This is a genomic window from Nonomuraea sp. MTCD27 (assembly GCF_041950495.1).
In the GTDB taxonomy this organism is placed as follows: Bacteria; Actinomycetota; Actinomycetes; order Streptosporangiales; family Streptosporangiaceae; genus Nonomuraea.
Map to the genome: position 1 here is coordinate 650,086 of NZ_JBGNUW010000001.1, position 26,340 is coordinate 676,425.

Annotated in this window: 24 protein-coding genes and 1 pseudogene; 15 read left to right on the forward strand and 10 right to left on the reverse strand. The window is 72.8% G+C overall.

The window, feature by feature from the left end; genetic code table 11:
* Positions 1 to 19: 19 nt before the first annotated feature.
* Positions 20 to 214, forward strand: a pseudogene (locus tag ACBJ59_RS03045) (transposase); the annotation flags it as partial.
* 77 nt (positions 215 to 291) lie between these two features.
* On the opposite strand, the gene ACBJ59_RS03050 reads toward ACBJ59_RS03045, so the two are convergent.
* The 3 genes from ACBJ59_RS03050 to ACBJ59_RS03060 all read right to left on the reverse strand — a co-directional run bounded on the left by ACBJ59_RS03050 (position 292) and on the right by ACBJ59_RS03060 (position 1,894).
* On the reverse strand, positions 292 to 513 hold the full coding sequence (locus ACBJ59_RS03050) for a hypothetical protein (RefSeq protein ID WP_375108617.1): 222 nt from the start codon (positions 511 to 513) through the stop codon (positions 292 to 294).
* Positions 514 to 893: 380 nt separating this feature from the next.
* Positions 894 to 1,682 (reverse strand): tRNA(His) guanylyltransferase Thg1 family protein, encoded by a 789-nt coding sequence (locus tag ACBJ59_RS03055; RefSeq protein WP_375108618.1) that lies wholly within the window; start codon positions 1,680 to 1,682, stop codon positions 894 to 896.
* The gene (locus tag ACBJ59_RS03060) at positions 1,679 to 1,894 is read right to left on the reverse strand and encodes a hypothetical protein (protein ID WP_375108619.1); all 216 of its coding nucleotides are present in this window, start codon (positions 1,892 to 1,894) and stop codon (positions 1,679 to 1,681) included. The genes ACBJ59_RS03055 and ACBJ59_RS03060 overlap by 4 nt, the downstream gene beginning before the upstream one ends.
* Before the next feature lie 51 nt (positions 1,895 to 1,945).
* Here ACBJ59_RS03060 and ACBJ59_RS03065 point away from each other — a divergent pair, with 51 nt between their 5' ends.
* On the forward strand, positions 1,946 to 2,743 hold the full coding sequence (locus tag ACBJ59_RS03065) for a maleylpyruvate isomerase family mycothiol-dependent enzyme (protein WP_375108620.1): 798 nt from the start codon (positions 1,946 to 1,948) through the stop codon (positions 2,741 to 2,743).
* 107 nt (positions 2,744 to 2,850) lie between these two features.
* Here ACBJ59_RS03065 and ACBJ59_RS03070 read toward each other — a convergent pair whose 3' ends face one another.
* Positions 2,851 to 3,672, reverse strand: coding sequence for an aldo/keto reductase (locus ACBJ59_RS03070; protein WP_375108621.1), 822 nt, complete (start codon positions 3,670 to 3,672; stop codon positions 2,851 to 2,853).
* A 153-nt stretch (positions 3,673 to 3,825) separates the two neighbouring features.
* Here ACBJ59_RS03070 and ACBJ59_RS03075 point away from each other — a divergent pair, with 153 nt between their 5' ends.
* On the forward strand, positions 3,826 to 4,527 hold the full coding sequence (locus tag ACBJ59_RS03075) for a sulfotransferase family protein (RefSeq protein ID WP_375108622.1): 702 nt from the start codon (positions 3,826 to 3,828) through the stop codon (positions 4,525 to 4,527).
* Between the two features lie 31 nt (positions 4,528 to 4,558).
* On the opposite strand, the gene ACBJ59_RS03080 is transcribed toward ACBJ59_RS03075, so the two are convergent.
* The 4 genes from ACBJ59_RS03080 to ACBJ59_RS03095 all read right to left on the reverse strand — a co-directional run bounded on the left by ACBJ59_RS03080 (position 4,559) and on the right by ACBJ59_RS03095 (position 8,109).
* Positions 4,559 to 5,203, reverse strand: coding sequence for a response regulator (locus ACBJ59_RS03080; protein ID WP_375108623.1), 645 nt, complete (start codon positions 5,201 to 5,203; stop codon positions 4,559 to 4,561).
* Entirely contained in the window at positions 5,194 to 6,342 is a 1,149-nt protein-coding gene (locus ACBJ59_RS03085) for a sensor histidine kinase (protein ID WP_375108624.1), read from the reverse strand. The genes ACBJ59_RS03080 and ACBJ59_RS03085 overlap by 10 nt, the downstream gene beginning before the upstream one ends.
* A 73-nt stretch (positions 6,343 to 6,415) precedes the next feature.
* Positions 6,416 to 7,207 (reverse strand): ABC transporter permease, encoded by a 792-nt coding sequence (locus ACBJ59_RS03090; protein WP_375108625.1) that lies wholly within the window; start codon positions 7,205 to 7,207, stop codon positions 6,416 to 6,418.
* Complete coding sequence (locus ACBJ59_RS03095; RefSeq protein ID WP_375108626.1) at positions 7,204 to 8,109, reverse strand: ATP-binding cassette domain-containing protein; 906 nt, start codon at positions 8,107 to 8,109, stop codon at positions 7,204 to 7,206. The genes ACBJ59_RS03090 and ACBJ59_RS03095 overlap by 4 nt, the downstream gene beginning before the upstream one ends.
* A gap of 160 nt (positions 8,110 to 8,269) precedes the next feature.
* Between ACBJ59_RS03095 and ACBJ59_RS03100 the strand changes: the two genes are divergently transcribed.
* The gene (locus ACBJ59_RS03100; RefSeq protein ID WP_375108627.1) at positions 8,270 to 9,376 is read left to right on the forward strand and encodes a DUF5685 family protein; all 1,107 of its coding nucleotides are present in this window, start codon (positions 8,270 to 8,272) and stop codon (positions 9,374 to 9,376) included.
* Between the two features lie 12 nt (positions 9,377 to 9,388).
* Here the strand turns inward: ACBJ59_RS03100 and ACBJ59_RS03105 are convergent, their stop codons facing one another.
* On the reverse strand, positions 9,389 to 12,235 hold the full coding sequence (locus ACBJ59_RS03105; protein ID WP_375108628.1) for a response regulator: 2,847 nt from the start codon (positions 12,233 to 12,235) through the stop codon (positions 9,389 to 9,391).
* Between the two features lie 155 nt (positions 12,236 to 12,390).
* Between ACBJ59_RS03105 and ACBJ59_RS03110 the strand changes: the two genes are divergently transcribed.
* From ACBJ59_RS03110 to ACBJ59_RS03140, 7 genes are all read left to right on the forward strand, one after another.
* A complete protein-coding gene (locus ACBJ59_RS03110) occupies positions 12,391 to 13,077 on the forward strand; it encodes a response regulator (RefSeq protein ID WP_364125031.1) in 687 nt (228 codons plus the stop codon).
* Between the two features lie 10 nt (positions 13,078 to 13,087).
* Positions 13,088 to 13,918, forward strand: coding sequence for a glutamate ABC transporter substrate-binding protein (locus ACBJ59_RS03115; RefSeq protein ID WP_375108629.1), 831 nt, complete (start codon positions 13,088 to 13,090; stop codon positions 13,916 to 13,918).
* Between the two features lie 108 nt (positions 13,919 to 14,026).
* Entirely contained in the window at positions 14,027 to 14,770 is a 744-nt protein-coding gene (locus ACBJ59_RS03120) for an amino acid ABC transporter ATP-binding protein (RefSeq protein WP_375108630.1), read from the forward strand.
* A gap of 8 nt (positions 14,771 to 14,778) precedes the next feature.
* Positions 14,779 to 15,609: a glutamate ABC transporter substrate-binding protein gene (locus ACBJ59_RS03125; protein WP_375108631.1), complete on the forward strand. Its 831-nt coding sequence runs from the start codon at positions 14,779 to 14,781 to the stop codon at positions 15,607 to 15,609.
* 5 nt (positions 15,610 to 15,614) lie between these two features.
* The gene (locus tag ACBJ59_RS03130; RefSeq protein ID WP_364125020.1) at positions 15,615 to 16,283 is read left to right on the forward strand and encodes an amino acid ABC transporter permease; all 669 of its coding nucleotides are present in this window, start codon (positions 15,615 to 15,617) and stop codon (positions 16,281 to 16,283) included.
* A complete protein-coding gene (locus ACBJ59_RS03135; protein ID WP_375108632.1) occupies positions 16,280 to 17,155 on the forward strand; it encodes an amino acid ABC transporter permease in 876 nt (291 codons plus the stop codon). The genes ACBJ59_RS03130 and ACBJ59_RS03135 overlap by 4 nt, the downstream gene beginning before the upstream one ends.
* Positions 17,156 to 18,347: 1,192 nt before the next feature.
* Entirely contained in the window at positions 18,348 to 19,706 is a 1,359-nt protein-coding gene (locus tag ACBJ59_RS03140; RefSeq protein WP_375108633.1) for an amidase, read from the forward strand.
* A gap of 5 nt (positions 19,707 to 19,711) precedes the next feature.
* Here ACBJ59_RS03140 and ACBJ59_RS03145 read toward each other — a convergent pair whose 3' ends face one another.
* Complete coding sequence (locus ACBJ59_RS03145; RefSeq protein ID WP_375108634.1) at positions 19,712 to 21,778, reverse strand: ATPase; 2,067 nt, start codon at positions 21,776 to 21,778, stop codon at positions 19,712 to 19,714.
* A gap of 207 nt (positions 21,779 to 21,985) precedes the next feature.
* On the opposite strand from ACBJ59_RS03145, the gene ACBJ59_RS03150 reads away from it, so the two are divergent.
* The 4 genes from ACBJ59_RS03150 to ACBJ59_RS03165 all read left to right on the forward strand — a co-directional run bounded on the left by ACBJ59_RS03150 (position 21,986) and on the right by ACBJ59_RS03165 (position 26,285).
* Positions 21,986 to 23,065 (forward strand): dihydrodipicolinate reductase, encoded by a 1,080-nt coding sequence (locus ACBJ59_RS03150; RefSeq protein WP_375108635.1) that lies wholly within the window; start codon positions 21,986 to 21,988, stop codon positions 23,063 to 23,065.
* Positions 23,062 to 23,580 carry a carboxymuconolactone decarboxylase family protein gene (locus ACBJ59_RS03155; RefSeq protein ID WP_364125006.1) on the forward strand — a complete coding sequence of 173 codons (519 nt, stop codon included), beginning with the start codon at positions 23,062 to 23,064 and terminating at the stop codon, positions 23,578 to 23,580. Before ACBJ59_RS03150 ends, ACBJ59_RS03155 begins: the two co-directional genes overlap by 4 nt.
* Positions 23,577 to 25,199 (forward strand): GMC oxidoreductase, encoded by a 1,623-nt coding sequence (locus ACBJ59_RS03160; protein ID WP_375108636.1) that lies wholly within the window; start codon positions 23,577 to 23,579, stop codon positions 25,197 to 25,199. The genes ACBJ59_RS03155 and ACBJ59_RS03160 overlap by 4 nt, the downstream gene beginning before the upstream one ends.
* A 108-nt stretch (positions 25,200 to 25,307) precedes the next feature.
* A complete protein-coding gene (locus ACBJ59_RS03165; RefSeq protein WP_375108637.1) occupies positions 25,308 to 26,285 on the forward strand; it encodes an ABC transporter substrate-binding protein in 978 nt (325 codons plus the stop codon).
* Positions 26,286 to 26,340: the final 55 nt, after the last annotated feature.

Here is a 26,340-nt window from a genome sequence, read left to right on the forward strand (position 1 = left end):
TAGTAGCCCTCCAGCGAGACGCGATGAACTCGGCGAGGTGTTCGCTGATGAGTCGTTCGCGGGCGCCTTCGGGAGAGAGGGCAGGCCGGGCTGGTCGCCGAAACGGCCGGCGTTGATCACGGTGTTGCAGCGGGTGGAAAATCTCACCGACCGGCAGGCCGCTGAGGCGGTGGCCACCGATTTGACCTGGAAGTACGTGCTCGGCCTGAGCCTGTGGGGCTCAAGAACTCGAATCAGTTCGGGAGCTGATCCGCCCTCACGGCGCGCTGCCGAACTGCGGTTGCTCGGACATCAGTCCTCCGGCGCGAGCGTGATCGCGACGATGGCGTGGAACGCAAGGTGGTGTTCGTGGTCCTTGCCGGTCTCGGGGTCGTGTTGCTCGATCACGACGAGGTCCATACCTAGCCCAGTTGCGATGCCAGTGAATGCGGCTCCGCTGGTCAGGTGCACTGTCACGTTGCGGGAGTGGGCGTGGGCGAAGCTCAGGATCTGGCGCCAATCGGAAAGGGTCATGTCGTGTCCTGCTTTCTCTTCTCAGCGCGGGCCTTGCACACGGCTTCCCGGATGGCGGGATGGAAGGTGACGTGCCCGCCCGGGGCTGCCGCTGTTGCGGGCCTCGGTGAGCGTCCTGGGCGCGGCGGCGATGAGTGGGTCGCCCATGGTGGTGTCGGCCTCCTCGATGTAGCCGTCTTCGTCGAATGTGCCTGCGATCTGGTCGGCCTTGATCAGGGCCGGCCTACACGTCGAACGGCCAGCTCGAACTGCTGAACTGCCGAACGGCCTCCTGCCGCTGCAGTTGTCGTTCTTGCTCGCGCGTACAGGTAACCCCGGATCGTGGGTGCCCGCGGAGCGTTCGGCTCCGTTGCCTTCTGCTGGATCATGATGCCTCCACGTCAGCCCATGAGGGACGGCATGGGCGGGATGACGGACGCCAGCCATCCGTCGGGTTTCGCGGTGAAGTGTGGCGCGGCCACGGACGACCAGTGGGACCGCACGGCCGGCGAGGTGATCTGCCGGCCGGGCTGCTGCCCCGTCCAGGTGACGTCCCGTTCCTCGGTGTGGCGGACGCACACGCGGCCGCGCTTGGCACCGTCGGGGTAGTCGTTCCAGTTGATACCGTGCTGCGACCACAGCATCTCCTGCATGTCGCCTGTGCTCACGCCGTGGAGCTGCTTGTGGGGGAACCGGGCCTGGGCGGCCATGGTGATGGAGTTGCGGACGCAGTCCCGCTGCCGCCACAGGAAGTAGTTCGCCACCTCAACCACGTCCGGGATGGTGAAGACTCGGGCGTCGAACGTGGCGTGCGCGCCGTCGTGGCCCGCGCTGTAGCGGCGGTTGAACGCCACCGACGCCGTGGACGCCGCGATGGACACGATCTTCTGGATGACGCCGCCGAACCATGGTTGCGTGCCGTGCGCCTCGAAGTCCGTCAGCAGCACGGAGCATTCGTCGGACTGGGTGAAGGCGAACACGGCGCCGGACATGTCCTCGCACAGCGCCTTCGCCACGGCGTCCATCGACGCCATCACGTCGTCGTCGAAGGGCCTGTCGGCGTGCCGCAGGAACGGGTGGAAGGCCCGGCCGTCCACCCTCACCACGGCGTACGTACGGCGCGGCAGAAGCGTGCGGGTGACCGCCTCGTAGCTCTTCATCCGATCGCCCAGGGGCGTCTTGTCGCTCACGATGCCTCCTGGCCGTAGTAGCAGGCGGTGCGCCCGTCGGCCCAGGTCAACCTTGCGGGCCCGTCCAGGCGATTCTTGCCGATACGTCCGCGAGGCCGCTCGCCGTTTTCGTCCTCGCACTTGGCGTTGGAGCACACGACCCGGCCGGACTCCTGGGCGAGCACAATTTGCCGATCGTCGGCGAGGTGGAGCAGCTTGGGCTTGATCTCCACTGGACTGGAGTTCCTACCGTTCTGGCGTACCCGTTCGAGAGGAGTTCCGTCATGGCGACAGTGGACCCAGGGCCCGACACAGTTTCCGGCCCAGTGCCCGACCCAGTGCCCGACACCACGCGGCTCGTGGAGGCCCTGCGGGAGCACACCGCCGGGTTCGCCCGCGCGGCGGCCGGCGGCGAGCCGGACGCCATGGTGCCGACCTGCCCGGAGTGGCGGCTGGCCACCTTGGTGGGGCACATCGGGCAGGCCGACCGGTGGGCGGCGGAGATCGTACGGACGGGGGCGCCCCAGCCGATCCCCTCCCCGCGCGAGGCCGACCCCGGCCCGCCGGGCAAATGGGAGGGGTGGCTGCGCGCCGGCGCCGAGGAGCTGATCGCGGCCGTCGGGGAGGCCGATCCCGGGGCTCGGATGTGGTCGATCGTGGGCCCGGCGCCGGCGACGTTCTGGCTGCGCAGGATGTTCTGCGAGACCGCCATCCACCACTACGACGCGGCGCTCACGACGGGGGCCGCGTACGGGATCGCCGACGACCTGGCGGCCGACGTGCTGACCGAGGGTCTGGAGATGATGGCGCGGACGGCGGCGGTGGAGACGTTCGTCCCGGAGCTGGCCAGGTTGCGCGGCGCGGGCGAGCGGCTCGGCGTCCGGCCGCACGGGATGGACGGCTGGCTGGTCACCAGGCTGCCCGAGGGGATCCGGTGGGAGCGCGGGCGCAGCGACGGCGACGTGGTGGTGTCGGGCTCGATGACCGAGATCATGCTGGTGTTCGCGCGGCGCGTGCCGCCCGGCGACGTCAGCGGGAAGCGGGCGCTGCTGGATCACTGGCTGGCCAACACGGCGTTCTAGCGCTGTTCTGGCGCTGTTCCGGCGATGTTCTGGCGCTGTTCCGGCGGTGTTCTGGCGCTGTTCCGGCGCTCCCCTTCAAAGCCCCCTAAAGCCCCCTAAAGCACCCTTCAGAGCTCCACGTGTGTGTCGGGGTCGCCGCCGAGGCGGCCGGCGCCGTCGAGGGTGTCGAGGCGGGCCATGTCCTCCGGCGACAGGCTGAAGTCGAACACCTCGAAGTTCTGCCGCATGCGCTCCGGGTTGGCCGACTTGGGGATGGGCACGGCGCCGAGCTGCGCGTGCCAGCGGAGCACCACCTGGGCGGGCGTGCGGCCGTGGGCGGCGGCCAGGTCGCGGACCGCCGGCTCGTCCAGCAGCTTGCGGCCGGCGCCGAGCGGGCTCCACGACTCGGTCACGATGTCGTGCTCGGCGTGCCAGGCGCGCACGTCGCGCTGGGGGAAGCCGGGGTGCAGCTCGACCTGGTTGACGGCGGGCCAGACGCCGGTCTCGTCGGCCACCCGCTCGATCTGCGCGGGCGTGAAGTTGGAGACGCCGATCGAGCGGGCCAGGCCCTGCTCGCGCAGGTGCACGAAGGCTCGCCAGGTGTCGGCGTAGAGGTCGCGGCCGGGCAGCGGCCAGTGGATGAGGTAGAGGTCGACGTAGTCGAGGCCGAGCCGGGCCCGGCTCTCCTCGAAGCCGCGCAGGGCCGCGTCGTAGCCGTGCTGGGAGCCGCGCAGCTTCGTGGTGACGAACAGCTCCTCCCTGGCGACCGGCGCGTCGGCCACGGCGGCGCCGACGCCCCGCTCGTTGCCGTAGCTGGCGGCGGTGTCGATCAGCCGGTAGCCGAGCGAGACGGCGTGGGTGACGGCCGGGCGGGCCTCCTCGTCGTCCATGGGCCAGGTGCCCAGCCCCAGGCGCGGCATCGGGCGGCCGTCGGCGAGCATGACGGTCATGACGTGGTCCTTCCCCCTGTTTCCGGCCGGCGCCGGGGTGCGGCGGCCAAGTGTGCTCCTTACCCGGGCGCTACCGAGGCCAATCCGCCGCGCAGTGTCACACTCGCGCCCCCGCGCGCCTCGTAGGCGGTAGATCACTCATGGAGGTGCGATGTGCTTACCGTCATAGGCGCGGGGTTCCCGCGCACCGGAACCAGCTCGATGAAGGCGGCGCTGGAACGGCTCGGGTTCGGGCCCTGCCATCACATGTTCGACATCATGACCCAACAGGATCGCGTCGACCGGTGGCTGCCCCTCGCCGAGGGCGCCGAGGTGGACTGGGAGCACGTGTTCGACGGGTTCCGCTCCACGCAGGACTGGCCGGCCGCCCACTTCTGGCGGGAGCAGGCGCGGGCGTACCCGGAGGCGAAGGTCGTGCTCACCGTACGCGACCCGCACGCCTGGTACGTGAGCATGCAGATGCTGATCGCCAACGGCCCCGGGCGGCAGCTGCCCGACGACCTCCCGGAGGCGGCGGCGGGCTTCTTCCGGGGCATGATGCGGCTCCAGCCGGTGCTCGACCACATCACCGGCTCCGTCTTCGGCGCCGGCCGGTCGTTCCGGGACGGGCTGCCCGACGAGGAGAGCGCCGTGGCGGCGTTCGAGCGGCACGTGGCCACGGTCAAGGAGAGCCTGCCCGAGGAGCGGCTGCTGGTGTTCGACGTTCGGGAGGGGTGGGAGCCGCTCTGCCGGTTCCTGGGCGTGGACGTCCCCGAGGGGGAGCCGTTCCCGCACCTGAACGACGCCAAGTCCATGCAGCGGACCCTGGAGCGGCTGACCAGGGAGGGCAGCATCGTCTCGCCGTTCGGCGGGTGAAGCTCGCCGCTCAGCGGGTGCAGGCCGCCGCTCAGCTCTCGAGGTAGCGCAGGATCGCCAGCACGCGGCGGCTGTAGACCGGGTCGCGGGGCAGGTCGAGCTTGTCCATGATGGCGTTGACGTGCTTCTCGACCGTGCTGAGCGAGACGTGCAGGCGTTCGGCGATGGCGGCGTTCACGAAGCCCTGGGCGAGGTGCCGCAGCACCTCGGCCTCGCGCGGGCTGAGCCTGCTCAGCGGGTCGGCGCGGGTGGTGCGGGCCAGGAGCTGCCGCACCACCTCCGGGTCGAACGCCGTGCCGCCCGCGCGCACCCGCTCCAGCGAGTCGAGGAACTCGGCCACCTCCGAGACCCGGTCCTTCAGCAGGTAGCCGAGCCCTTCGGTGGAGCCGGCCAGGAGCCTGGCGGCGTAGTGGGGCTCGACGTACTGCGACAGGACGAGCACCGCGACCTCCGGCAGGCGCTCGCGGATCTCCAGCGCGGCACGCAGGCCGTCGTCCTTGTGCGAGGGCGGCATGCGTACGTCGATCACGGCCACGTCGGGCCGGTGGCGCTCGACGGCGTCGAGCAGCGCGGGCGCGTCGCCGACGGCGGCGACGACCTCGTGCCCGGCGTCGTCGAGCAACCGGGTCAGACCCTCGCGCAGCAGCACGGAGTCGTCGGCCAGGATCACCCGCACGGCGGCGCCTTGGGCAGGGTCGCGGTGATGCGGGTGGGCCCGCCGGGGGCGCTGTCGACGGTGAACGTCCCGTCGAGCGCCTGGACGCGCCGGGCCAGCCCGGACAGGCCGCCGCCCGAGGGGTCGGCGCCGCCCACGCCGTCGTCCGAGATCGCCACGCTCACCGTCCGCTCGTCCTCGCTCAGGACCACCAGGATGTCATGCGCGCCGGCGTGCTTGACGGCGTTGGTGATGGCCTCTCGGGCGACGAAGTACAGGGCGGTCTCGACCTCGGAGGCGGGCCGGCCGGCCAGCCCGTGGTGCACGGTGACCGGCACGCTGGACCGCTCGGCCACGCCCGCGAGCGCGGCGCGCAGCCCCAGCTCGTCGAGCGCGGTCGGGTAGATCCGCCAGGCCACGCTGCGCAGCTCGTCGAGGAGCTGGCGCGACTCGGTGTAGGCCTGGGCGACCAGCTCGGCGGTCCGGTCGTGGTCGCGGCTGTGCCGGGCGCGGCCGAGCAGCATGGCCAGGGCGACGCCGCGCTGCTGCACGCCGTCGTGCAGGTCGCGCTCGATCCTGCGCCGCTCGTCGTCCACGGCCCGGACGATGCCGGAGCGGGTCGCGGTCAGCTCGGCGATGCGCCGGCGCATGAGCTCCTGGCTGCCGGGGCCGAGGAAGTGCTCCGCCAGGCGGTGTTCGAGGGCGGCGAGCGCCAGGATCATGAAGACGGTCACGGCCAGCAGGCCGATCCCGCCGGTCAGGCCGAGCACGCCGCTGTCGGTGACGATCTTGACGCCCGGCAGTTCCACGGGGACCGGCTCCGGCTCGCCCCACAGGAGGTCCCAGGTGCCGCCGAACAGCAGCAGGCCGGTGAGGAACAGGGCCGCCGCGCAGGCGTACCCGCCCACGAGGCCGAGTACGGCGCGGGCGGCCAGGAAGGCGTACCCGCCGTCCCGCCGCGTCGTGTCGTGCCCGAGCCACGTGGACAGGCGGGCCCGTTCGAGGGCCGTCAGCCCGGCCAGCCCGCGCGCCACGACCGGCCGCAGCGCCGGGACCAGGGACGCGGGCCCCGCCATGCACAGGAAGGCCAGCTCGGCCAGGCCGAGAGCCATCCCCAGGAGGACTCCGGCCGGCACGCGAACGATCCGGCTGCCTGACACGGGCGAGAATTCTAGGCGTCGCGGCGCCCTGCCGGGCACCCGCACCTTCACCACGCCTCCACCCCGCCCACGCTCAGGCGTCGCGGCGGCGCAGGACGGCGTGCCCCGCCGCCACCGCCACCGCCGCCCAGGCCAGCAGCCATACCAGCCCCTCCCCCGCCGAGTACGGGATCGGCCCGCCGGTCATGTTGTCCGTGCTGCCCATGAACGCCAGCCCGGCGAACATCGGCATGCGCATCGAGGCGTCCACCGCCGCCTGGCTCCCGGTCATCAGCAACATCAGCGGCAAGCCCATCAGCAGCATGAACACCACGGTCAGCGTGCCCGCCGCGCTGCGCATCGCGGCGCCGACGCCGATCGTCATCACCGACACCAGCGCGAAGAACACCCCCACGCCCAGCAGGTCGAGCACGACCTCCCCGACCGGCAGCACGACGAGCCCGCCGAACACGTCGATCGACAGCACCAGGTACACGGCCACCGTGGCCACCGCCCCCGACAGCACGCCCGCCACGAACATCACCGGCGCCACCACCAGCGCCTTGGCCGCCAGCATCACCCCGCGCGCGGGCGTGGCCTGCAGCGTGATCCGGATGCCCCCGGAGGCGTACTCCGAGGTGATCGTCAGCATGGCCAGGGCCACCAGCGCGAACTGCACGAACGACGTGGCCGAGACCACGGGCTCGCTGGCCGTGATCCGCACGCCCGCCAAACCCTCGCGCACGGCGTCGGTGGCCGTCGCGCCGCCCAGGGTGAGCGCGGTCGGCACGGTCAGCGCGAACGCGCAGGCCAGGGACCACCACGTGGACCGGACCGACCACAGCTTCCCCCACTCGGCCCCGATCGCCTGCCACAACGTCCTCATACGCCCGCTCCGTACTCCACGCTGCCCGAGGTCAGCTCCTGATAGGCCTGCTCCAGGGACGCCTCCCTGGTGCGCAGCCCGTGCAGCCGGATCCCCGCCTCGTGGGCCAGGTCGCCGATCCGCTCGATGGCCGCGCCGGTGGCCTCGAGCTCGTTCTCGCCGAGGCGGTCCACCTTGATCCCGTCGGCGCGCAGGCGGGCGGCGAAGTCGCCGGCGTGCGGGGTGCGGACCAGCACGGACGTCAGCGAGCTGCCGGCCAGGACGTCCGCGAGCGGCGCGTCCATGATGAGCCTCCCCTTGCCGATCACCACGAGATGGTCGGCGGTGAGCTGCATCTCGCTCATCAGGTGGCTGGAGACGAAGACCGTACGGCCCTCGGCGGCCAGCGATCGCATGAGCCCGCGTACCCACCGCACGCCGTCCGGGTCCAGCCCGTTGACGGGCTCGTCGAACATGAGCACCTCGGGGTCGCCGAGCAGCGCCGCCGCGATCCCGAGCCGCTGGCTCATCCCGAGGGACAGCGTGCCGGCCCGCTTGCGCGCCGCGCCCGCCATGCCCACCGTCTCCAGCACCTCGCCCACCCGCCGCCGCGCGATGCCGTTGCTGCGGGCCAGCGCCACCAGGTGGGCGTGACCGCTGCGGCCGGGGTGCACGGCCCGCGCGTCGAGCAGCGCGCCGACGGTGCGCAGCGGGTTCCTGATGCGCTGGTACGGGACGCCGCCGACGAGCGCGGTGCCGGCGGTGGGCCGGTCGAGGCCGAGGATCAGGCGCATCGTCGTCGACTTGCCCGACCCGTTCGGGCCGAGGAAGCCGGTCACCGTGCCCGGTTTCAGCTCCAGCGACAGGTCGTCGACGGCGAGCCGGTCGCCGTAGCGTTTGGTCAAACCCTTGAGACTGATCACGCCGCCCCACGCTAGGAGCCGTGCGGGGCGGGGACCATGGGGGCGAGCCGCCGACCTTGATGGCGGAAGTCCGTAATGGGCCTGGCGGAGAGCCGTACGATCTGCCCTGTCGTTCTACTCGGTCGTTCTGCTCTGTCGTTCCGGAAGCCTGTGAGGTCGTGTGTTCGGGATCATTCGCCCCTGTGTCGAGCACGGATGCCCGTCGCTGCGTGCGGCGTGGCAGGCGCATCTGTGCGGCCTCTGCCTGACGTTGCGGGACGGGCAGGGGCACGGGGCGCGGCTGACCACCAACTACGACACGCTGATCGTCTCGGTCCTCACGGAGGCCCAGCTCCCGTCGTCGGCGCCGCGCCGCCTGGCCGGGCCGTGCGCGTTACGCGGCTTCCGGTCCGCCGAGGTGGTGGACGCGCGGGCGAGCGGGGCCCGGCTGGCGGCGGCGGTCTCGCTCCTGCTGGCGGCGGGCCGGCTGCGCGACCACGTGGCGGACGGCGAGGCCACCTTCGGCCGGGCGAGGACGGTGCTGGCGTCCCGCTGGGCGGCGGGCGGAGCGCGCCTGGCGGCCGGGGTCGGCTTCGACCCGGCACCCCTGGTCTCGGCTGTGGACCGCCAGCTGACCCTGGAACGCCGCCTTCCCCCGGACCGGCCGCCCGTGCTCGAGCTGACGGCGCCCGCCGAGGACGCGGTGGCGGCGGCGTTCGCGCACACGGCGGTGCTGGCCGGGCGGCCGGGCAACGCCGCCGCGCTGGCCGAGGCGGGCCGGTTCTTCGGCCGGATCGCGCACCTGCTGGACGCGGCGGAGGACCGGGCCGAGGACGCGGCGCGGGGCGCGTTCAACCCGCTGACGGCCACGGGGACCACGCCCGCGCAGGCCCGCCGCCTGTGCGACGACGCCGCCCACGGCCTGGCCCTCGCGCTGCGGGAGGTCGACTTCGAGGAGCGCCACCTGGTCGACACGCTGCTCGGCACGGAGGTCCGGCGCGCGGTCACCCGCACGTTCGACCCGCACACCCGCTCGCCCGGCGCCTCCTACGACCACCCGGGCTGGATCCGCAAGTCGGCGGCCGGGGTGACGACGTTCCTGACGTGCGGGGTGTGGCGGCCCCGGTGGAGCAAGTGGAAGGGCCGCGACTGGGACGACCGCTGCTACGCGGGCCGGATCTCCGACTGCGGCTGCGGCAACTGCGGCGAGTGTTGCGACTGCTGCCGCTGCTGCAAGCGTTGCGACTGCTGTGACGGCGGCGGCTGCGACTGCTCGTGCGGCGCGTGAGGCCGCCTCGCATCAGGAACAGGAGGCGTTCATCCACTCCGGAACGTCGCTGAGCAGTCCCTCCAGCTCCTGCAGCAGTTCCTCCCCGACGGGCTCCCCGGACCGGGCCAGGCTCTCCATCCGCTCGCACAGCCCGGCCTCGCGGACCGCGCCGACGGTCGCGCAGGCCCCCTTGAGCCGGTGCGCGAGCGCGGCCGCCGTCGGCAGGTCCCCGTCGTGTACGGCCTGCCTCAGCTCCTCGAACGTCCGCGTGGCCGTCGATAGGTAGGCCCGCGCCACGTCCGCCAGCGCCTCCGGCGACAGCCCGGCCAGTTCGGGCGGCAGCCCGGCGGAGGCCGTCCACTCCGGGATCCTGGCCAGCAGGCGCGCCCAGTCCACCGGCTTGGCCAGGTGGTCGTCCATGCCCGCCTCCAGGCACCGGATGCGGTCGTCCGGCATGGCCGCGGCGGTCATCGCGATGATCGGGGTGTGGACGTCCTCGCGGCTCCTGATCTCCTCGGTGGCGGCCAGGCCGTCGAGCACGGGGAGCTGGCAGTCCATGAACACCAGGTCGTACCCGCCGGCCAGCACCGCCCGCACGGCCTGCTCGCCGTTGTCCACCACGTCGACCTCGTGGCCGGCCTGTTCCAGGACGAGCATCGCCACCTGGCGGCTGACCTCGTCGTCCTCGGCCACCAGGATCCGGGCGCCCCCGTCCGGGCCGCCGCCGGCGACGGCCAGGTGCTCGCCGGGGCACTCGGCGGTGCCCAGGGCGTTCTCCACTGCGGCGAGCAGGCGGCGCCGGCTGAGCGGCCGGGTGATCGACTGCACGGCCCGCTCCCCCGCCGCGACCGGCCAGGCGAACCCCGAGCGGCCCGGGGTGACGACCACGATGACGCTGGTGGCCTGGAGCAGCGGGTCGGCCAGGATGGCGGCGGCCAGGGAGCCCGGTGTGCCGGGGCCGCCGGAAGCGCCCAGTTCGAGGGCGACCACCGCCAGTTCGTACGGCCGCCCGTCCACGGCGGCGGTCCGCAGGAGCGTCAGGGCGGACTCGTCGTCCCTGGTCTGCTCCACCTCGGCCCCGGCCTGCGCCAGGAACCGCGCGGCCAGCGTCCGGTCCTCGGGGCGCTGGTCGGCGACGAGCGCCCGCCGCCCCTCCAGCGCCCCGGCCCCCGGCTCCGACCAGGTCAGCACGTCCACCGGCAGCGTCGCCCAGAACCGGCTGCCCACGCCCTCCACGCTGTCCAGCCCGATCCGCCCGCCCATGAGCTCGACGAGCTGCCGGCTGATGGCCAGGCCCAGCCCGCTGCCGCCGGTCCTGCGCGTGATCGGCGAGTCGACCTGGCGGAAGACGCCGAACACCCGCTCCCGGTCGGCGGGGCCGACCCCGATCCCGGTGTCGGCCACGGCGAACCTGAGCACCACCCGGTCCTCGCCGGGCTCGCCCTCGTCGAGCGTGACGTGCAGGTCGACGCCGCCCTGGACGGTGAACTTCAGCGCGTTGCCGACCAGGTTCGTCAGCACCTGGCGCAGCCGGGCCGGGTCGCCGCACACCTGCCGCGGCACGCCCTCGTCGAGGCGGAGCGTGAGCCAGAGCCCCTGCTCGTAGGCGTGCGGCGCGAACGGCGCCACCACCTCGTCGCACAGGCGGGGCAGGTCGAACGGCACGGCCTCGACCTGGAGGTGGCCGGCCTCGATCCTGGACAGGTCGAGGAAGTCGTCGAGCAGGCGCAGCACGTTGTGGGCCGACTCCTGGGCGGTGCTGGCGTAGTAGCGCTGCTCCTCGTCCAGGCGGGTCCCCATGAGCAGGGAGTTCATGCCGAGCACGCCGTTGATCGGGGTGCGGATCTCGTGGCTGATCTTGGCCACGAACTCCGACTTGGCGCTGGAGGCGCTGACCGCGTCGTCCCTGGCGGCGGCCAGTTCGGCGGCGTACCTGGCCAGGGTGGCCTGCGCCCGGCGGCGGCCGCGGGTGGAGTGGATCTGCAGGCCCAGGCCGATGAGGATGAGCAGCGCGAGCAGGGCGGCGACGGTGAGCACGTTCGTGCGCAGCTGCTCGGCCGAGGCCAGCGCCTCGCTGGCGGAGACCTCGGCGGTGACCGTCCAGCCGATGCTGGGGATGGGCTCCGAGGCCGACAGCACCATGCCGTCGATGCCGCTGTAGGTGCCGCTCCACGCCTGCCCGGCCAGCGCGGCGTCCACCCGGGGGTCCTCGCGCAGGGAGGTCAGGGCGTACAGCTTCCTGCCGGGGTCGGCGACGAGCACGCCGGCCTTGTCGGTGATGAGCAGCCGGATGTCCTGCGCGTCGGCGGCCTCCTCGGCGAACACCTGGATGGCGTCGAGGCTGTAGACGACCGTGAGCATCCCGAGCATGCGGGTGCCGTCGGCGCTCGGGACCGGCGCGGTCACCGCGACGGCCCTGGACACGTCGCGCATCGTCGGCGTGTACGCCTGGGAGACATGGGCCTGGCGCTGGTCGCGCACCGCGCGGTACCAGTCGGTGCTGGAGATGTCCTGCGGCAGCACGCTCGGCGGCTCGGCGCCGATCATGCCGCCCTCCGGGGAGACCAGCATCAGCCCGCTGACGCCGTCGCGCATGCGGCGCAGCTCGTCGAGCCAGTCGCGCAGGGTGCCGGTGGGCGGGTCCTCGACCGCCTCGCGCACCTGGGGCCGCTGCGCGTACGCGGTGACGAGCTGCTTGAGCGAGGCCATCTGCTGCTCCACCACGACCCGGCCGACCGACGCGGTGGTCCTGACCCGGTCGGTGACCTCGTCCTGCACCGCCTGCTCCGACAGCGAGATGCTGGAGGAGGTGAGCAGCGCGAGGGGCAGCAGGCCGAGCAGCGTCCACAGGGCCGTCACCGCGAGCAACCATCGCACGGGCGTCCGTCCCTCCCCCCACTCGTTCGGGTACAGAGTAGGAGGGATCCGGCGCGCGCGCCGGATCCCGGTGAGCAGAACGAGCAAAAGTCGATCTTTTGTAATAAAACCCGCCTAAGCTGCAAAGATCGACCAAATGGACGAGGAGCGTGGCGATGCCTGAGCCCAGGGACATCACCGTACTCATCGTGGATGACGACCCCGTCGTCACCGCCGCGCTGCAGGCGCAGGTGAACCGGGTGCTCGGCTTCCGGGTGGTGGGGATCGCGCATACCGGGCACGCGGCGCTGGCCGCCGCCGGCCGTTTCGCGCCCCGGCTGGTCCTGCTGGATCTGCACCTTCCGGATATGCCCGGCCTGGAGGTGGCGCACCGGCTGCGCCGCCCCGAGCAGCCGCCCGCCGACGTCATCGTCATCTCGGGCCGCAAGGAGTCGGCGACGGTACGCGCGGCCATGCAGCGCGGCGCCCTCTACTACCTGGTCAAACCGACCAGGACGGGCACCCTGGAGCAGGCGCTGCTCCGCTACGCGGCCACCACCGAGCAGCTCGAGTCGGGCGGCCGCTTCGCCGAGCAGCAGGAGATCGACCGGCTCTTCCGCTCGCTCCACCTCGACCAGGCCGCCCGGCCGAAGAGCATCTCGGCGGCGACCGAGCAGGCCGTGCTGGACGCGCTGGCCGAGGTCGAGGAGGACGCCTCGGCGCAGGAGCTGGCCGCGATGATCGGCGTCAGCCGGGCCACCGCCCGCCGCTACCTGGAGCACCTCGCCGAGCGCGGGCTCGTCGAGGGGCGCCCGAAATACGGGCCCACCGGCCGGCCGCAGAACCGATATCGCGTCCGGTGAGGGGGGCTCAGTGAGCGGGCTGCGGGTGTTACTCGCGGTGGTGCTGGTCTGTCTCCTGCCCACGGGCTGCGGCGAGTCCGACGCCTTCCCCGAGGACTCCACGATGGCCCGCATCAGGGAGCGCGGCGTCCTCACCGTGGGGATCAAGTTCGACCAGCCGATGTTCGGCTACAAGGACCCGGCCAGCGGGCGGATCACCGGTTTCGACGCCGAGATGGCCCGGCTGGTGGCCAAGGACCTCACCGGCAGCGAGCGCAACATCCGGTTCGTCGAGACCGTCTCGCGCGAGCGCGAGAACTTCATCTCCCAGGGCGTGGTGGACCTCGTCGTCGCCACCTACTCGATCACCCCGGCCCGCGCCGAGCGGGTGTCCTTCACCGACCCGTACTACTACGCCGGGCAGGACATGCTGGTCAGGGCCGGCGACTCCACCATCAACCAGGTGTCCGACCTGGACGGCAAGACCGTCTGCACGGCGACCGGCTCCACCTCCGTCGACCGCCTGCGCACCACCGTCCCCACCGCCGAGCTGGAGATCGTCGACGCCTACAGCATCTGCGTGCCCGCGCTGGTGGCCGGGCGGGTGGACGCGCTCAGCACCGACAACACCATCCTGCTCGGGCTGCTGGCCCAGCATCCCGACACGCTGCGGCTGGTCGGCAAGCCGTTCGGGCGCGAGCCGTACGGGATCGGCATCCGCAAGCAGGACGCGGCCTTCCGCGACTACCTCAACGGGCTGATCGCGCGCTGGCTGCGCGACGGGCAGTGGGACCGCGCCTTCATGGCCACCATCGGGGTGGGCGGAGCGACCTCGGAGTCCTCCAGGCCGGCCACCCGCTGATCCCTCCGCGGACCGGCCAATCGCTGAGCAGAACGATCACAAGCCTTTCCGCGACGCACACGGCTCCTACGGTTACGCCAACGCTGACCGAGACAAGGAGCGTGACGCATGACGCAGTCGGACCTGATCGTCCTGGACCAGGTCAACAAGCGGTTCGGCGATCACCACGTGCTCAGGGACGTGGACCTGACGGTCCGGCAGGGCGAGGTCGTCGTGATCATCGGCCCGTCCGGGGCGGGCAAGTCCACCCTGTGCCGGGCGATCAACCGGCTGGAGACCATCGACTCCGGCACGATCACCCTCGACGGTACGCCGCTGCCCGCCGAGGGCCGGGAGCTGGCCCGGCTGCGCGCCGAGGTCGGCATGGTGTTCCAGTCCTTCAACCTCTTCGCCCATAAGACCGTCCTGGACAACGTCGTCCTCGGGCAGGTCCACGTGCTGAAGCGGTCCAGGGACGAGGCCGTGCGCAAGGCCCGCGAGCTGCTCGACCGGGTCGGCATCGGCGGCCAGGCGGCCAAGTTCCCCGCCCAGCTCTCCGGCGGCCAGCAGCAGCGGGTGGCCATCGCGCGGGCGCTGGCCATGGACCCGAAGGCGATCCTGTTCGACGAGCCCACCTCGGCGCTGGACCCGGAGATGGTCAACGAGGTGCTCGAGGTCATGACGGCGCTGGCCCGCGAGGGCATGACCATGGTCGTCGTCACCCACGAGATGGGCTTCGCCCGGCGGGCGGCCGACCGGGTGGTCTTCATGGCCGACGGCGAGATCGTCGAGCAGAACACCCCCGGCACCTTCTTCGGCGCGCCGAGCAGTGACCGCGCCCAGTCCTTCCTCGCCAAGATCCTCACCCATTAAGGAGTGTCATGTTCGGCAAATCCCTTTACGCCGTTTTCGCCGTGCTCGCCATTACCGCCACCGGGTGCGGGGGCGGCGAGGAGAGCTACGCCTCCATCGTGGACAAGGCCAAGAACGACAAGAAGCTGGTCATCGGCGTGAAGGCCGACCAGCCCGGCCTCGGGCTGCGCACCCCGGACGGGAGCTTCACCGGTTTCGACGTCGAGGTCGCCAAGTACGTGGCCAAGCAGCTCGGCGTCGACCCGTCGGGCATCACGTTCAAGGAGACCGTGTCGGCCAACCGGGAGGCGTTCATCGAGCAGGGCCAGGTGGACATGGTGGTGGCCACGTACTCGATCACGGACGCGCGCAAGCAGAAGGTGTCCTTCGCCGGGCCGTACTTCGTGGCCGGGCAGGACCTGCTGGTCCGTGCCGACGAGGCGGCGCTGACCGGGCCCGAGACGCTCAACGGCAAGAAGCTGTGCTCGGTCGCCGGCTCGACCCCGGCGCAGAAGGTCAAGACCGAGTACGCCAAGGAGGTGCAGCTCCAGGAGGAGCGGACCTACTCGGCGTGCGTGGACCGCGTGCTCGGCGGCCAGCTCGACGCCATCACCACCGACAACGTCATCCTGGCCGGCTACGCCGCGCAGCACTCCGGCAAGCTCAAGGTGGTCGGCAAGCCGTTCAGCACCGAGAAGTACGGCATCGGCCTGAAGAAGGACGACACGGCCGGGCGCAAGGCGGTCAACGACGCCCTGGAGAAGATGTTCTCCGACGGGAGCTGGACCCAGGCGCTGCAGTCCAGCGTGGGCGCCTCCGGCTTCGCCCTGCCGCAGGCCCCGCAGCTCGAGCGGTACTGAGGCCGATGGAAGCGTTGCTGACCGAAGGCGGCACCATCCTGGCCGCCTTCTGGATGACGGTGCGGCTGACGGCGGTCAGCGCGCTCGGTTCCCTGGTGCTGGGCACGTTGCTGACCGCCATGCGGGTGGCCCCGCTGGCCTCCCTGCGCGCCACCGCGACCGTGTACGTGACCGTGGCCCGCAACACGCCCCTCACCCTGGTGCTGCTGTTCACCGGCCTGGGCATCGGGGCGAACCTGGGCCTCGAGCTGTCCGACGACATCGCGACCAACAACTTCTGGCTCGCCGTCATCGGGCTGACCGCCTACACCTCGGCGTTCGTCTGCGAGGCCCTGCGCTCCGGGCTCAACACGGTGCCCGTGGGGCAGGCCGAGGCCGCCCGCTCGCTGGGGCTGGGCTTCGTCAAGACGCTGGGGCTGATCACGCTGCCGCAGGCGTTCCGCGCCGTGGTGGCGCCGCTGGGCAGCATCCTCATCGCGCTCACCAAGAACACCACGATCGCGCTGGTCGTGGGCGTGGCCGAGGCGTCGGTGCGGATGCGCGAGATGATCGAGACGTACGGGGACCAGGTGATCGAGATCTTCCTCGGCTTCGCCGCCGGGTTCGTGCTGCTCTGCCTGCCGATGGGGCTGCTGTTCGGCTGGCTGTCGAAGCGGCTGGCGGTGGCCCGATGAGCTACGCGAACCTGTACGAGGCCCCCGGGCCGCGCGGGATCCGGCGCAACCGGCTGCTGACGGCCTTCGTCGCGCTCGGCCTGCTGGCGGTGGGGTGGTTCGTCGTCGTCCGCTTCGAGGAGAAGGACCAGTGGGCGGCGGAGAAGTGGACGCCGCTGCTGCGGGGCGACGTGTGGACCACGTTCATCCTGCCCGGCCTGGCCGGGACGCTGGCCGCGGCCGTCGTGGGCGTGGTGCTGGCCGGGCTGTTCGGGCTCGTGTTCGCCACCGCCCGGCTCTCGGAGCACCGGTGGGTCCGGATCCCGGCGGCCGTGGTGGTGGAGTTCTTCCGGTCCGTGCCGCTGCTGCTGCTGATCTTCTTCGCCTTCTTCGGGGCGTTCGTGCTCGTCGGCGTGAACATCTCGGCCTTCGCGGCGGTGGTGTTCGGGCTCACCCTCTACAACGGCTCGGTGATCGCGGAGATCGTCCGGGCCGGGGTGCTGAGCCTGCCCAAGGGGCAGCGGGAGGCGGCGTACGCGATGGGCCTGCGCAAGGGGCAGGTGATGCGGCTCGTCCTGCTCCCGCAGGCGCTCAAGGCCATGCTGCCCGCGCTGGTCAGCCAGTTCGTGGTGCTGCTCAAGGACTCGGCGCTCGGGCTCATCGTGGGCTACGACGAGCTGGTGGACCGCGGGCTGAACGGGATCGCGGCCAACTTCTCCAACGTCATCCCCGCGGCGATCCTCATCGCGGCCATCTTCATCGTGATCAACACGGCGCTGGACCGGCTGGCCCACCGCCTCGGCGCCGCGAGCGGCGGCGGAGGGCCGGCAGCCACGGCGCGACGCCGAGCACGGCCAGCGCGGCCAGCAAGGGTGCCCGCCACCACCCCGTGACGGTCGCGGGCGGCGGGGCGGGCCCGGCGCTCACCCAGGGGCGGGCGGTCTTCGACCAGGCCAGGAACGCGTCGCCGACCGGGAGCAGGCCGAAGGCGTACCGCTTGGTCCACGGGGTGCCCAGGGGCAGGCCGGCCAGCTCACCGTAGTTGGCCAGCGCTCCGGCGAGCGGGGCGTCGCCGTGGACCTGGGCGGCGCCCAGGGTGACCGCGGTGGCCGACAGGCTCACCCCCAGCGGGAGCGGGCCGGAGTCGACGTCGCCGGGGCCGTCCATCCCCTCGGGGTATTCCCGCACGGCCGGGCCGAGGCCGAGCGGGGTGACGACGTAGCGGTCGCGGAAGCGGGCGTACTGCCCGGCGGCGAAGGCCGGGTCGATGTCGACGAGGAAGCGCTGGATCAGGCTCTGCGAGCTGCCCCTGGCCACCTCCGCCGGGTCGCCGGTGCCGGGCTCGGCGCGGTGCGGGAGCAGCCCGGTGCGCGGGTCCAGCCGCCGGCGCGTCCGGTCGAGCCAGCGTCCGACCGTGCCGGCGTACCGGGCCGGGCTCAGCAGCGCGTCGTGCAGGCGCAGCGAGGCCACCGCCACGGTCGAGTCGACCGGCCACGCCTGGCCCGGGTACGCCTCCAGGTACGGCGAGTCCGAGCCGTCGAACGCCCGCCCGAGCGCCGCCGAGTCGGCGGTGAAGCGGCGCAGCTCGGCGGGATCGCGCGCCGCGCCCGGCTGCAGGCTCAGCGCCCCGCCACGCAGCCAGTTGGTCCAGCCCTGGTAGAAGACGCCGTGGGGCGGGACGAGGTCCGGGCTGAACGGGGCGCGACCGGCCGGCGAGTCCAGCCGGTCCAGCGCCCACCGCGCCTCCCGCAGCGCCCGCGCCCGGGTGTCCCCGGGCTCGCGCAGGCCGAGGTCCACCCAGCTCAGGCCGTAGAGGACGTGCAGGAAGAAGTAGCCCTCGGGGAACAGCGCCTGCGCCCGCTCCCCCTCCCCGGCGTCCAGGGCCGAGCGCAGGAACGCGAGCTGGCGGCGCACCCCGGGCGGCTCGCCGTCCGGCCCGGCGGTGGCGGGGACGATCAGGCGGACCGCGCCCGCGAGCGCGCAGAGGCTGATGGCGACGGCGGCGAGCCCGCGCGACCAGCGCAGGACGCGGCGGGCGGGTGACGGCGCCTCGGACATCTCGCTGATGCTAGTAGAAAGGGGTCCATGTCGATCCCCCCTGGCCCCTTCGCCGGCCCTTTCCCCGGCCCGTTCACCGGCCGCACCGTCACCGAGCTCGCCCGGGACCTGCGCGACGGGCGCGCCACCTCCGTCGACCTGGTCGAGCGGGCGCTCGGCGCCGTCGCCGCGCTCGACCCGGCGCTCAACGCGTTCGTCACCGTGGACGCCGCCGGGGCGCTCCAGGCGGCCCGCCGGGCGGACGCGGAGCTGGCCGGGGGCACCGACCGCGGGCCGCTGCACGGGGTGCCGGTCGCGGTGAAGGACCTGATCATGGTGGCCGGGCTGCCCGCGACCATGGGGTCACGGCACTTCGCCGGCTACGTCCCGGACGCCGACGCCGAGTGCGTGGCCCGGCTGCGCGCGGCCGGCGCGATCATCGTCGGCAAGACCACGACGCACGAGTTCGCGTACGGGCCCACCGGCGACCGCTCGGCCACCGGCCCGTCGCGCAACCCCTGGGACCCGGCGCGCATGTCCGGAGGCTCCAGCGGCGGCAGTGCGGCCGCCGTGGCGGCGGGCATCGTCCCGCTCGCCGTCGGCACGGACACGGGCGGCTCCGTCCGCATCCCGGCCGCCCTGTGCGGGGTGGCCGGGTTCAAGCCCGCGTACGGCGCGATCCCGACCGACGGCGTGTTCCCCCTGTCCCGGAGCCTCGACCACGTGGGCGTGCTGGCCGGCGACCATGAGAGCTGCCTGATCGCCCACCGCCGCCTGTCCGGGGACGCCGGGCACCCGCGGGACGGCGCCGGGGGCGTGCGGGTGGCGTGGCTCGACCCGGCCGAGCTGTGCGACGGGGACTCCCGGGTGACGGCCGCCGTGCGGGCGGTGGCGGGCGCGGCGGAGGAGGTGCGGCTGCCGGAGGGTGCCGCCGAGGAGCTGCGGGAGACGTACGCGGCCATCCAGAGCTGCGAGACGGCCGCCGTGCACGCCGAGCGGCTGGCGGGCGCGCCCGAGCTGTTCGACCCCGAGGTGCTCGAACGCCTGCGCGTCGCCTCGGACGTGCCCGGCTGGCGCTACGTCCGCGCCGTGGAGGCCCGGGCCCGGCTGGCCGGCGCGGCCGGCGCGCTGTTCGCGGGACACGACGTGCTCGCGCTGCCGACCGTGCCGATCACCGCGCCGCCGATCGACTCGCGGGAGACCGAGGTGGAGGGCCGGACGGTGGCCGTGCGGCCGGCGCTGCTCGCGCTGACCAGCCCGTGGAACGTGCTGGGCCTGCCGGCCCTGACGGTGCCGGCCGGCACGGTGGACGGCCTGCCGGTCGGCCTGCAGCTCGTCTGCCGCCCCGGCCACGAGCCGCTGCTGTTCGAGGCCGCCGCCCGGATGACGGGGGCCGACGGGGGCTGACGGTCTCAGCGGTCCTGGGCGGGGCCGGGGCCGGGCGGGTCGAGCGCGTGCAGGATCCCGGTGTCCAGGCCGGTGTCGTAGCCGGCCTGGAAGGCGGCCTGGAAGGCGCGGTCGCCGATCGCCCGGCGGGCCTGCCGCTCGCACCTCTCCCTGGCCTCGACCCACTCGCGGATGCCGATCTGGGCCCGGCCGATGGTGTCCCAGACCTGCTGGGCCAGCCCGAGCCGGCGGGCGGCGGGCTCGCCCTGCCCCGACGCGGACGCGGCGCAGGCCAGCACGTCGAGGGCCAGCGCGATCCCGATGCTGTCGTGCAGCCGGTGCTTGATCTCCAGCGCCGCCCTGGCGTAGGCCTGCGCCGCCTCGAAGCGGCCCAGCACCAGCTCCGCCTGGGCGCGGAAGAGGTCGGCGTACGCGCGCATCCAGCGCTCGCCGTGCTTGTCGCACTCGGCGCACATCTCCTCCAGCGCCTTGACCGCGTCCTCGACGCGCCCTTCGGCGGTGTGCACGTGGCTCTGCCCCAGCCGGGCGAGGAGGGTGGGCAGGGTGAGCCCGTGCTCCGGCCGGTGCACGGCCAGCAGGCTGTCGGCCAGCGCCAGGGCCAGCGCCAGGTCGCCCCTGATGGTGGCCGCCGCCATGACCATGGCCTGCGCGGCGAGCGCCGCCGAGGTGTCGCCGAGCTGGTCGGCGACCCCGGCGCACTCGGCGGCCCAGGCCATGCCGGCGGTCGCGTCGCCCTGCACCATGAGGGTCAGGCTGCACACCCACAGAGCGCGGTTGCGCACCGTGCTCGGCTCGGTGTCGAGGTAGAGGGCCCGCTCCAGGTAGTGCTGGCCCTCCCTGAGGAACCCGCACGGATACCAGAAGAACCACAGCGCGGCGGCCAGCTCCAGCGCGGTGTGGTCGCCGGGGGCGGTCAGGCTGAAGTCGAGGGCGTTGCGCAGGTTGTCGTGCTCGGCGGTGGTGCGGTCGTTCCAGGAGACCTGGTCGGGGCCCAGCCAGGCGGCGTCGCCGCGGCGGGCCAGCGCCAGGTAGAAGTCGCGGTGCCGGCGCCGCAGCGTCTGCTGCTCGCCCAGGGCGCGCAGCCAGACGGCGCCGTACTCGCGGATGGTGTCGAGCATCCGGTAGCGCTCGCCCCCGCCGGTCGGCGTCCAGGTCAGGATGGACTTGTCGACCAGCTCGGCCAGGAGCCCGGGGATGGTGGCGGCGGGCAGCAGCGCGTCGGCGCAGACCTCGGCGACGGCCCGGTCGTCGAAGCTGCCGGCGAACACCGAGGCCCGCGCCCACAGCAGCCGCTCGCCGGGCGTGCACAGCTCGTGGCTCCAGCCGATCGCGGTGCGCAGGGCCCGGTGCCAGGGCGGGTCGGCGCCGGGGACCTCGTTCTCGGTGTCGCCGAGCATCGCGAAGCGGTCGTCCAGCCGCTCGCACAGCTCGGCGGCGGGCAGCTCGCGCAGCCGGGCCGCGGCCAGCTCGATCGCCAGCGGCAGGCCCTCCAGGCGGCGGCACAGGCGTACCAGCTCGGCCCGGTTGTCGTCGTTGACGGCGAAGCCGGGGACGGCGGCGGCGGTGCGGTCGGCGAGCAGCGTCACCGCCTCCTGCCGGCCCTCGCCGCGGGCGTCGGGGACCGGCAGCGGGTCGATGATCAGCACCTGCTCGTCCGGCACGCCCAGCGGGCGGCGGCTGGTGGCCAGGATCGACAGCCGTGGCGCGGCGACCAGCAGCTCGCGGGCCGTGCGGGCGCACTCCTCGACGAGGTGCTCGCAGGTGTCGAGGACGAGCAGCAGGTGCCGGTCGGCGAGGTATTCGGTCAGCACCTCCATCATGGGCCTGGTCGTGCGGTCGGCCAGCGGCAGCGCCTCGGCGATGCTGTACGGCACCAGCGCCCCCTGGTCCAGCGCCGAGAGCGTCACGAGCCAGGTGCCGTCGGTGAATCCGGGCCGCATGAGAGCCGCGGCCCGCAACGCGAGCCGGGTCTTGCCGACGCCGCCCACCCCGGTCAGCGTCACCATCCGGAACTCGCGGCACAACCGCCGGATTCGGGCCAGTTCGCCGCGGCGGCCTACCAGACTGGTCATCTCCGGCGGCAGATTTCCGGCATGCCGCCCACCCATCGTCATGATCCCCACCCGTCCGGCTCGCTCCGCCGCATTCGGTGACAGCAGCTTGCCGGACGTGGCCAGGATCCGCCACGAAAAGTGAGAAAGTGACTACGCGACCGACCTGGTCGGGGGGTCCGAAATGCGGGCCTATACACCAAACCAAGCGCTTGCTACGCTCCGCCCATGGTGTCCACGATCGTCTGGGGTACCGGCAACATCGGCCGCGCCGCCATCCGCGCCGTCGAAGCCCATCCGGCACTGAAACTGACCGCCGTGCTCGTCCACGACCCCGCCAAGGTCGGCCGCGACGCGGGAGAGCTCGGCGGGCTCGGCCACCGCCTCGGGGTCGCGGCGAGCGCGGACGTCGAGGCGGTCCTGGCCACCGCCCCCGGCGCCGTCGTGTACGCGGCCTCCGGCGACATCCGCCCCGACGAGGCCCTGGCCGACATCGTCCGGGCCGTGCGGGCGGGCGCCGTGGTCGTCACGCCCTCCCTGTACGCCCTCTACGACCAGCGCGGCGCCCCGCCCGAGCTGCGTCAGCCGGTGCTGGCCGCGATCGCGGAGGGCCGCGGCTCGCTGTTCGTCTCCGGCGTCGATCCCGGCTGGGCCAACGACGTGCTGCCCCTGCTGGTCAGCGGGCTGGCCACCACCGTGGACGCCGTACGCTGCCAGGAGATCTTCGACTACTCCACCTACGACCAGCCCGACTCGGTCCGCTACCTGGTCGGCATGGGCCAGCCGATGGACTACGAGCCGCCGATGATCGCGCCGACGGTGCCGTCCATGGTGTGGGGCGGCCAGGTGCGCCTGATGGCCCGGGCCCTCGGCGCCGAGCTCGACGAGGTCCGCGAGGCCGTGGAGCGGCGCCCGCTCGACGCCACGGTCACCACCGCGTCGATGGGCGAGTTCCTGGCCGGCACGCAGGGCGCGGTGCGGTTCGAGGTGCAGGGCATCGTCGGGGGCGAGCCGCGCATCGTGATCGAGCACGTCACCCGCATCCACCCGTCCTGCGCCCCCGACTGGCCGCTCGCCCCGGACGGCGTGGGGGCCCACCGGGTCATCATCGAGGGCCGGCCGCGGATCGAGGTCACGGTCGAGGCCGCCGACGAGGACGGCAACCGGTCCGCCGGCGGCAACGCGACCGCCGTGGGCCGCCTGGTGGGCGCCATCGACTGGCTCGTGGCCGCCGAACCGGGACTCTACGACGCGCTCGACGTACCGCTGCGCCCCATCGCCGGCAGGCTCGGAAGGAGACGGCCTTGAGGATCGACATCCCGGAGGGCAAGGACGCGATCGAGTACGTGTGGGGCGAGATGGTCCCCGGCATCGGCCCCGCCGCCGCCCACTTCTCCCTGTCGGTGTACGCCCACACGACGCTCGGGCTGCGCGAGTTCGAGGCCGCCCGGCTGCGGACCGCGCAGATCAACGGCTGCGCCTTCTGCCTGGACTGGCGGACGGAACGGGACGGGCAGAAGGTCGAGGACGACTTCGCCGAGTCGGTGTCCCAGTGGCGTACGACCGATGCCTTCGACGAGCGCACCCGGCTGGCCGCCGAGTACGCCGAGCGGTACGCCCTGGACCACCACGGCCTCGACGAGGAGTTCTGGGGCCGGATGACCGCCCGCTACAGCCAGCTCGAGATCGTGGAGCTGAGCATGTGCATCGGCTCGTGGCTGGCCTTCGGCCGGCTCAATCACGTCCTGGGCCTGGACACCGTGTGCCGGCTGCCCAGTGGCTCCTCCCCCGCCCGCAAGCCGGAAGCGAGGCCCGCCCGATGAACGACCTCCCCCGCTCAGCCGCCCGCCCCATGAGCAGCCTCACCCGCCGCGGCTTCATCGCCGGAACCGGCACCCTCCTCGGGACCGCCGCCCTGGGCGTGCACGCCCCGGCGGCCCGCGCGATCCCCTCCGGGGCGCACGTCCCCGTCCTGGTGATCGGCACCGGGTACGGCGGCTCGGTCGCCGCCCTGCGCCTGGCCCAGGCGGGCGTGAACGTCCACCTGGTGGAGATGGGCATGGCCTGGGACACCCCCGGCTCGGACGGCAAGATCTTCTGCAACACGCGCGAGCCCGACTACCGCTCCTACTGGCTGCGTACGAGGACCAAGGCACCGCTCAACTACTTCCTCGGCTTCCCGATCGACCGGGACATCCCCCGCCACACCGGCGTCCTGGACGCGGAGGAGTTCGGCGGCATCACCGTCTACCAGGGCCGCGGCGTCGGCGGCGGCTCGCTTGTCAACGGCGGCATGGCGGTCACCCCGAAGCGCGAGAACTTCGCCGCCGTCCTGCCCTCGGTGAACGCCGACGAGATGTACTCCGTCTACTACCCGCGCGCCAACGCCGCCCTCGGGGTCGGCACGATCGACCCGGCCTGGTTCGACACGACGGCCTGCTACCAGTACGCCCGGGTCGGCCGCAAGCACGCCCAGCGCTCCGGCTTCCCGTTCGTGTTCGTCCCCGACGTGTACGACTGGGACTACATGAAGGCCGAGGCGGCCGGCACCGTCACCAAGTCGGCGCTGGCCGGCGAGATCCTCTACGGCAACAACCACGGCAAGAAGTCGCTGCAGAAGACGTACCTGGCGCAGGCGAAGGCCACCGGCCGGGTCACGGTCTCGCCCCTGCACCGGGTCACCTCGGTCACCCCCGCGTCGGGCGGCGGCTACACGGTGACCATCGAGCAGCTCGCCACCAACGGCGACGTCACCGCGACCAAGACCGTCACCGCCGACCGGGTGTTCTTCGCCGCGGGCAGCGTCGGCACCAGCAAGCTCCTGGTCAAGCTGAAGGCCACCGGCGCGCTGCCCGCCCTGAACGGCGAGGTCGGCAAGGGCTGGGGCGACAACGGCAACGTCATGTGCGGCCGCGCCAACCACCTGTGGGACCCGACCGGCAGCCTGCAGTCGGCCATCCCGTGCTGCGGCATCGACAACTGGGCCGCCGGTGGCGCGTTCGCCGAGGTCGCGCCGCTGCCCACCGGCATCGAGACCTTCGCCTCGTTCTACCTGTCCATCACGAACAACCCGCACCGCGCGCAGTTCTCCTGGAACGCGGCCGCGGGCCGGGTGGAGCTGAACTGGCAGACCGCCTGGAAGCAGCCCTCGATCGACATGGCCAAAACGATCTTCGACAAGATCAACGCGAAGGAGGGGACGATCTACCGGACGGACCTCTTCGGCATCTACAAGATCTGGGGCGACCACCTGACCTACCACCCGCTGGGCGGCGCCGTGCTGAACCGGGCCACCGACAACTACGGCCGCCTGGCCGCCTACCCGGGCCTGTACGTCATCGACGGCGCGCTGATCCCCGGCAACACGACGGTCAACCCGTTCGTCACCATCACGGCCCTCGCCGAGCGCAACATCGAGCACATCATCGCCACCGACTTCTGACCCCCGCACCGTCTTCTGGATCCCGCACCGGCTCTTGCGTTCCGCACCGCCGATCTCCACCGCTAGCCTTGCCCCGGCCACCGTTCATGGACGACCCGAGGAGTTGCCGTGAGGCACGCCGGCCGGATCATCGGCATCGTCACCGCCGCCGCCGCCCTGACCCTGACGGGCTGCGGCGGCGGGGGCTCGGAGGGGCGCCGGGCGGGCGCGCCGGAGCAGGCCCAGCTGCGCGTCGGCGTGCTGCCGGTCCACGACGTCGCGCCCCTGTACATCGCCATAGAGAAGGGCTACTTCAAGACCGAGGGCCTGACCGTCACCCCGGAGGTCATGGCGCACGGCACGGCGGGCGGGCTGACCGAGCTGGCCGGCGGCGGGCTCGACGTCATCCTGGGCAACTACATGACCGTCTTCACCGCCGCCGAGAAGGGCGCCGGCGACTACGCGTTCATCGCCGACTGCTACCAGGCCGGTGCGAACGGTTTCAACATCGTGGTCAAAGGCGATTCTCCGATGGACACGCCCGCCGACCTCAAGGGCACGACCGTGGCGGTCAACGCCGTCGACGACATCGGCGGCCTCGCACTCGTCCACACCCTGACCGACCACGGCCTGCCGCGGGAGGCGGTCGAGTTCGTGGAGATCCCGTTCCCCGAGATGGCCGCGGCGATCGCGGCCGGGCGGGCCGATGCCGCCTGGATGACCGAGCCGTACCTCACCTACGCCCAGCGGCAGGACGGCGCCAGGACGGTCCTCGACACGATGGCCGGCGACATGAAGGACTTCCCGGTGGCCGGGTGGACCACCACCCGGGCCTTCACCCAGGACAGCCCGAACGCGGTGGCCGCCTTCCAGCGGGCGCTCGGCAGGGCGCAGGCCGAGGCGGCGGCCGACCGGGAGGAGGTGCGGAAGGTCATCCCGATGTACACGAGGATCGACGCCAGGACGGCGGCGGAGATCTCGCTCGGGACGTACCCGACCTCCATGGACGCCACCCGCCTGCAGCGCGTGCCCGACCTCATGCTGCGCCTGGGGTTCCTGAAGACCAAGGTGGACGTCGCCCCGATGATCGCGGGACCGGCCAGGTGAAGGCGCCGGAACAGGACGCCGGAACAGGACGCCGGAACAGGACGCCGGACAAGGA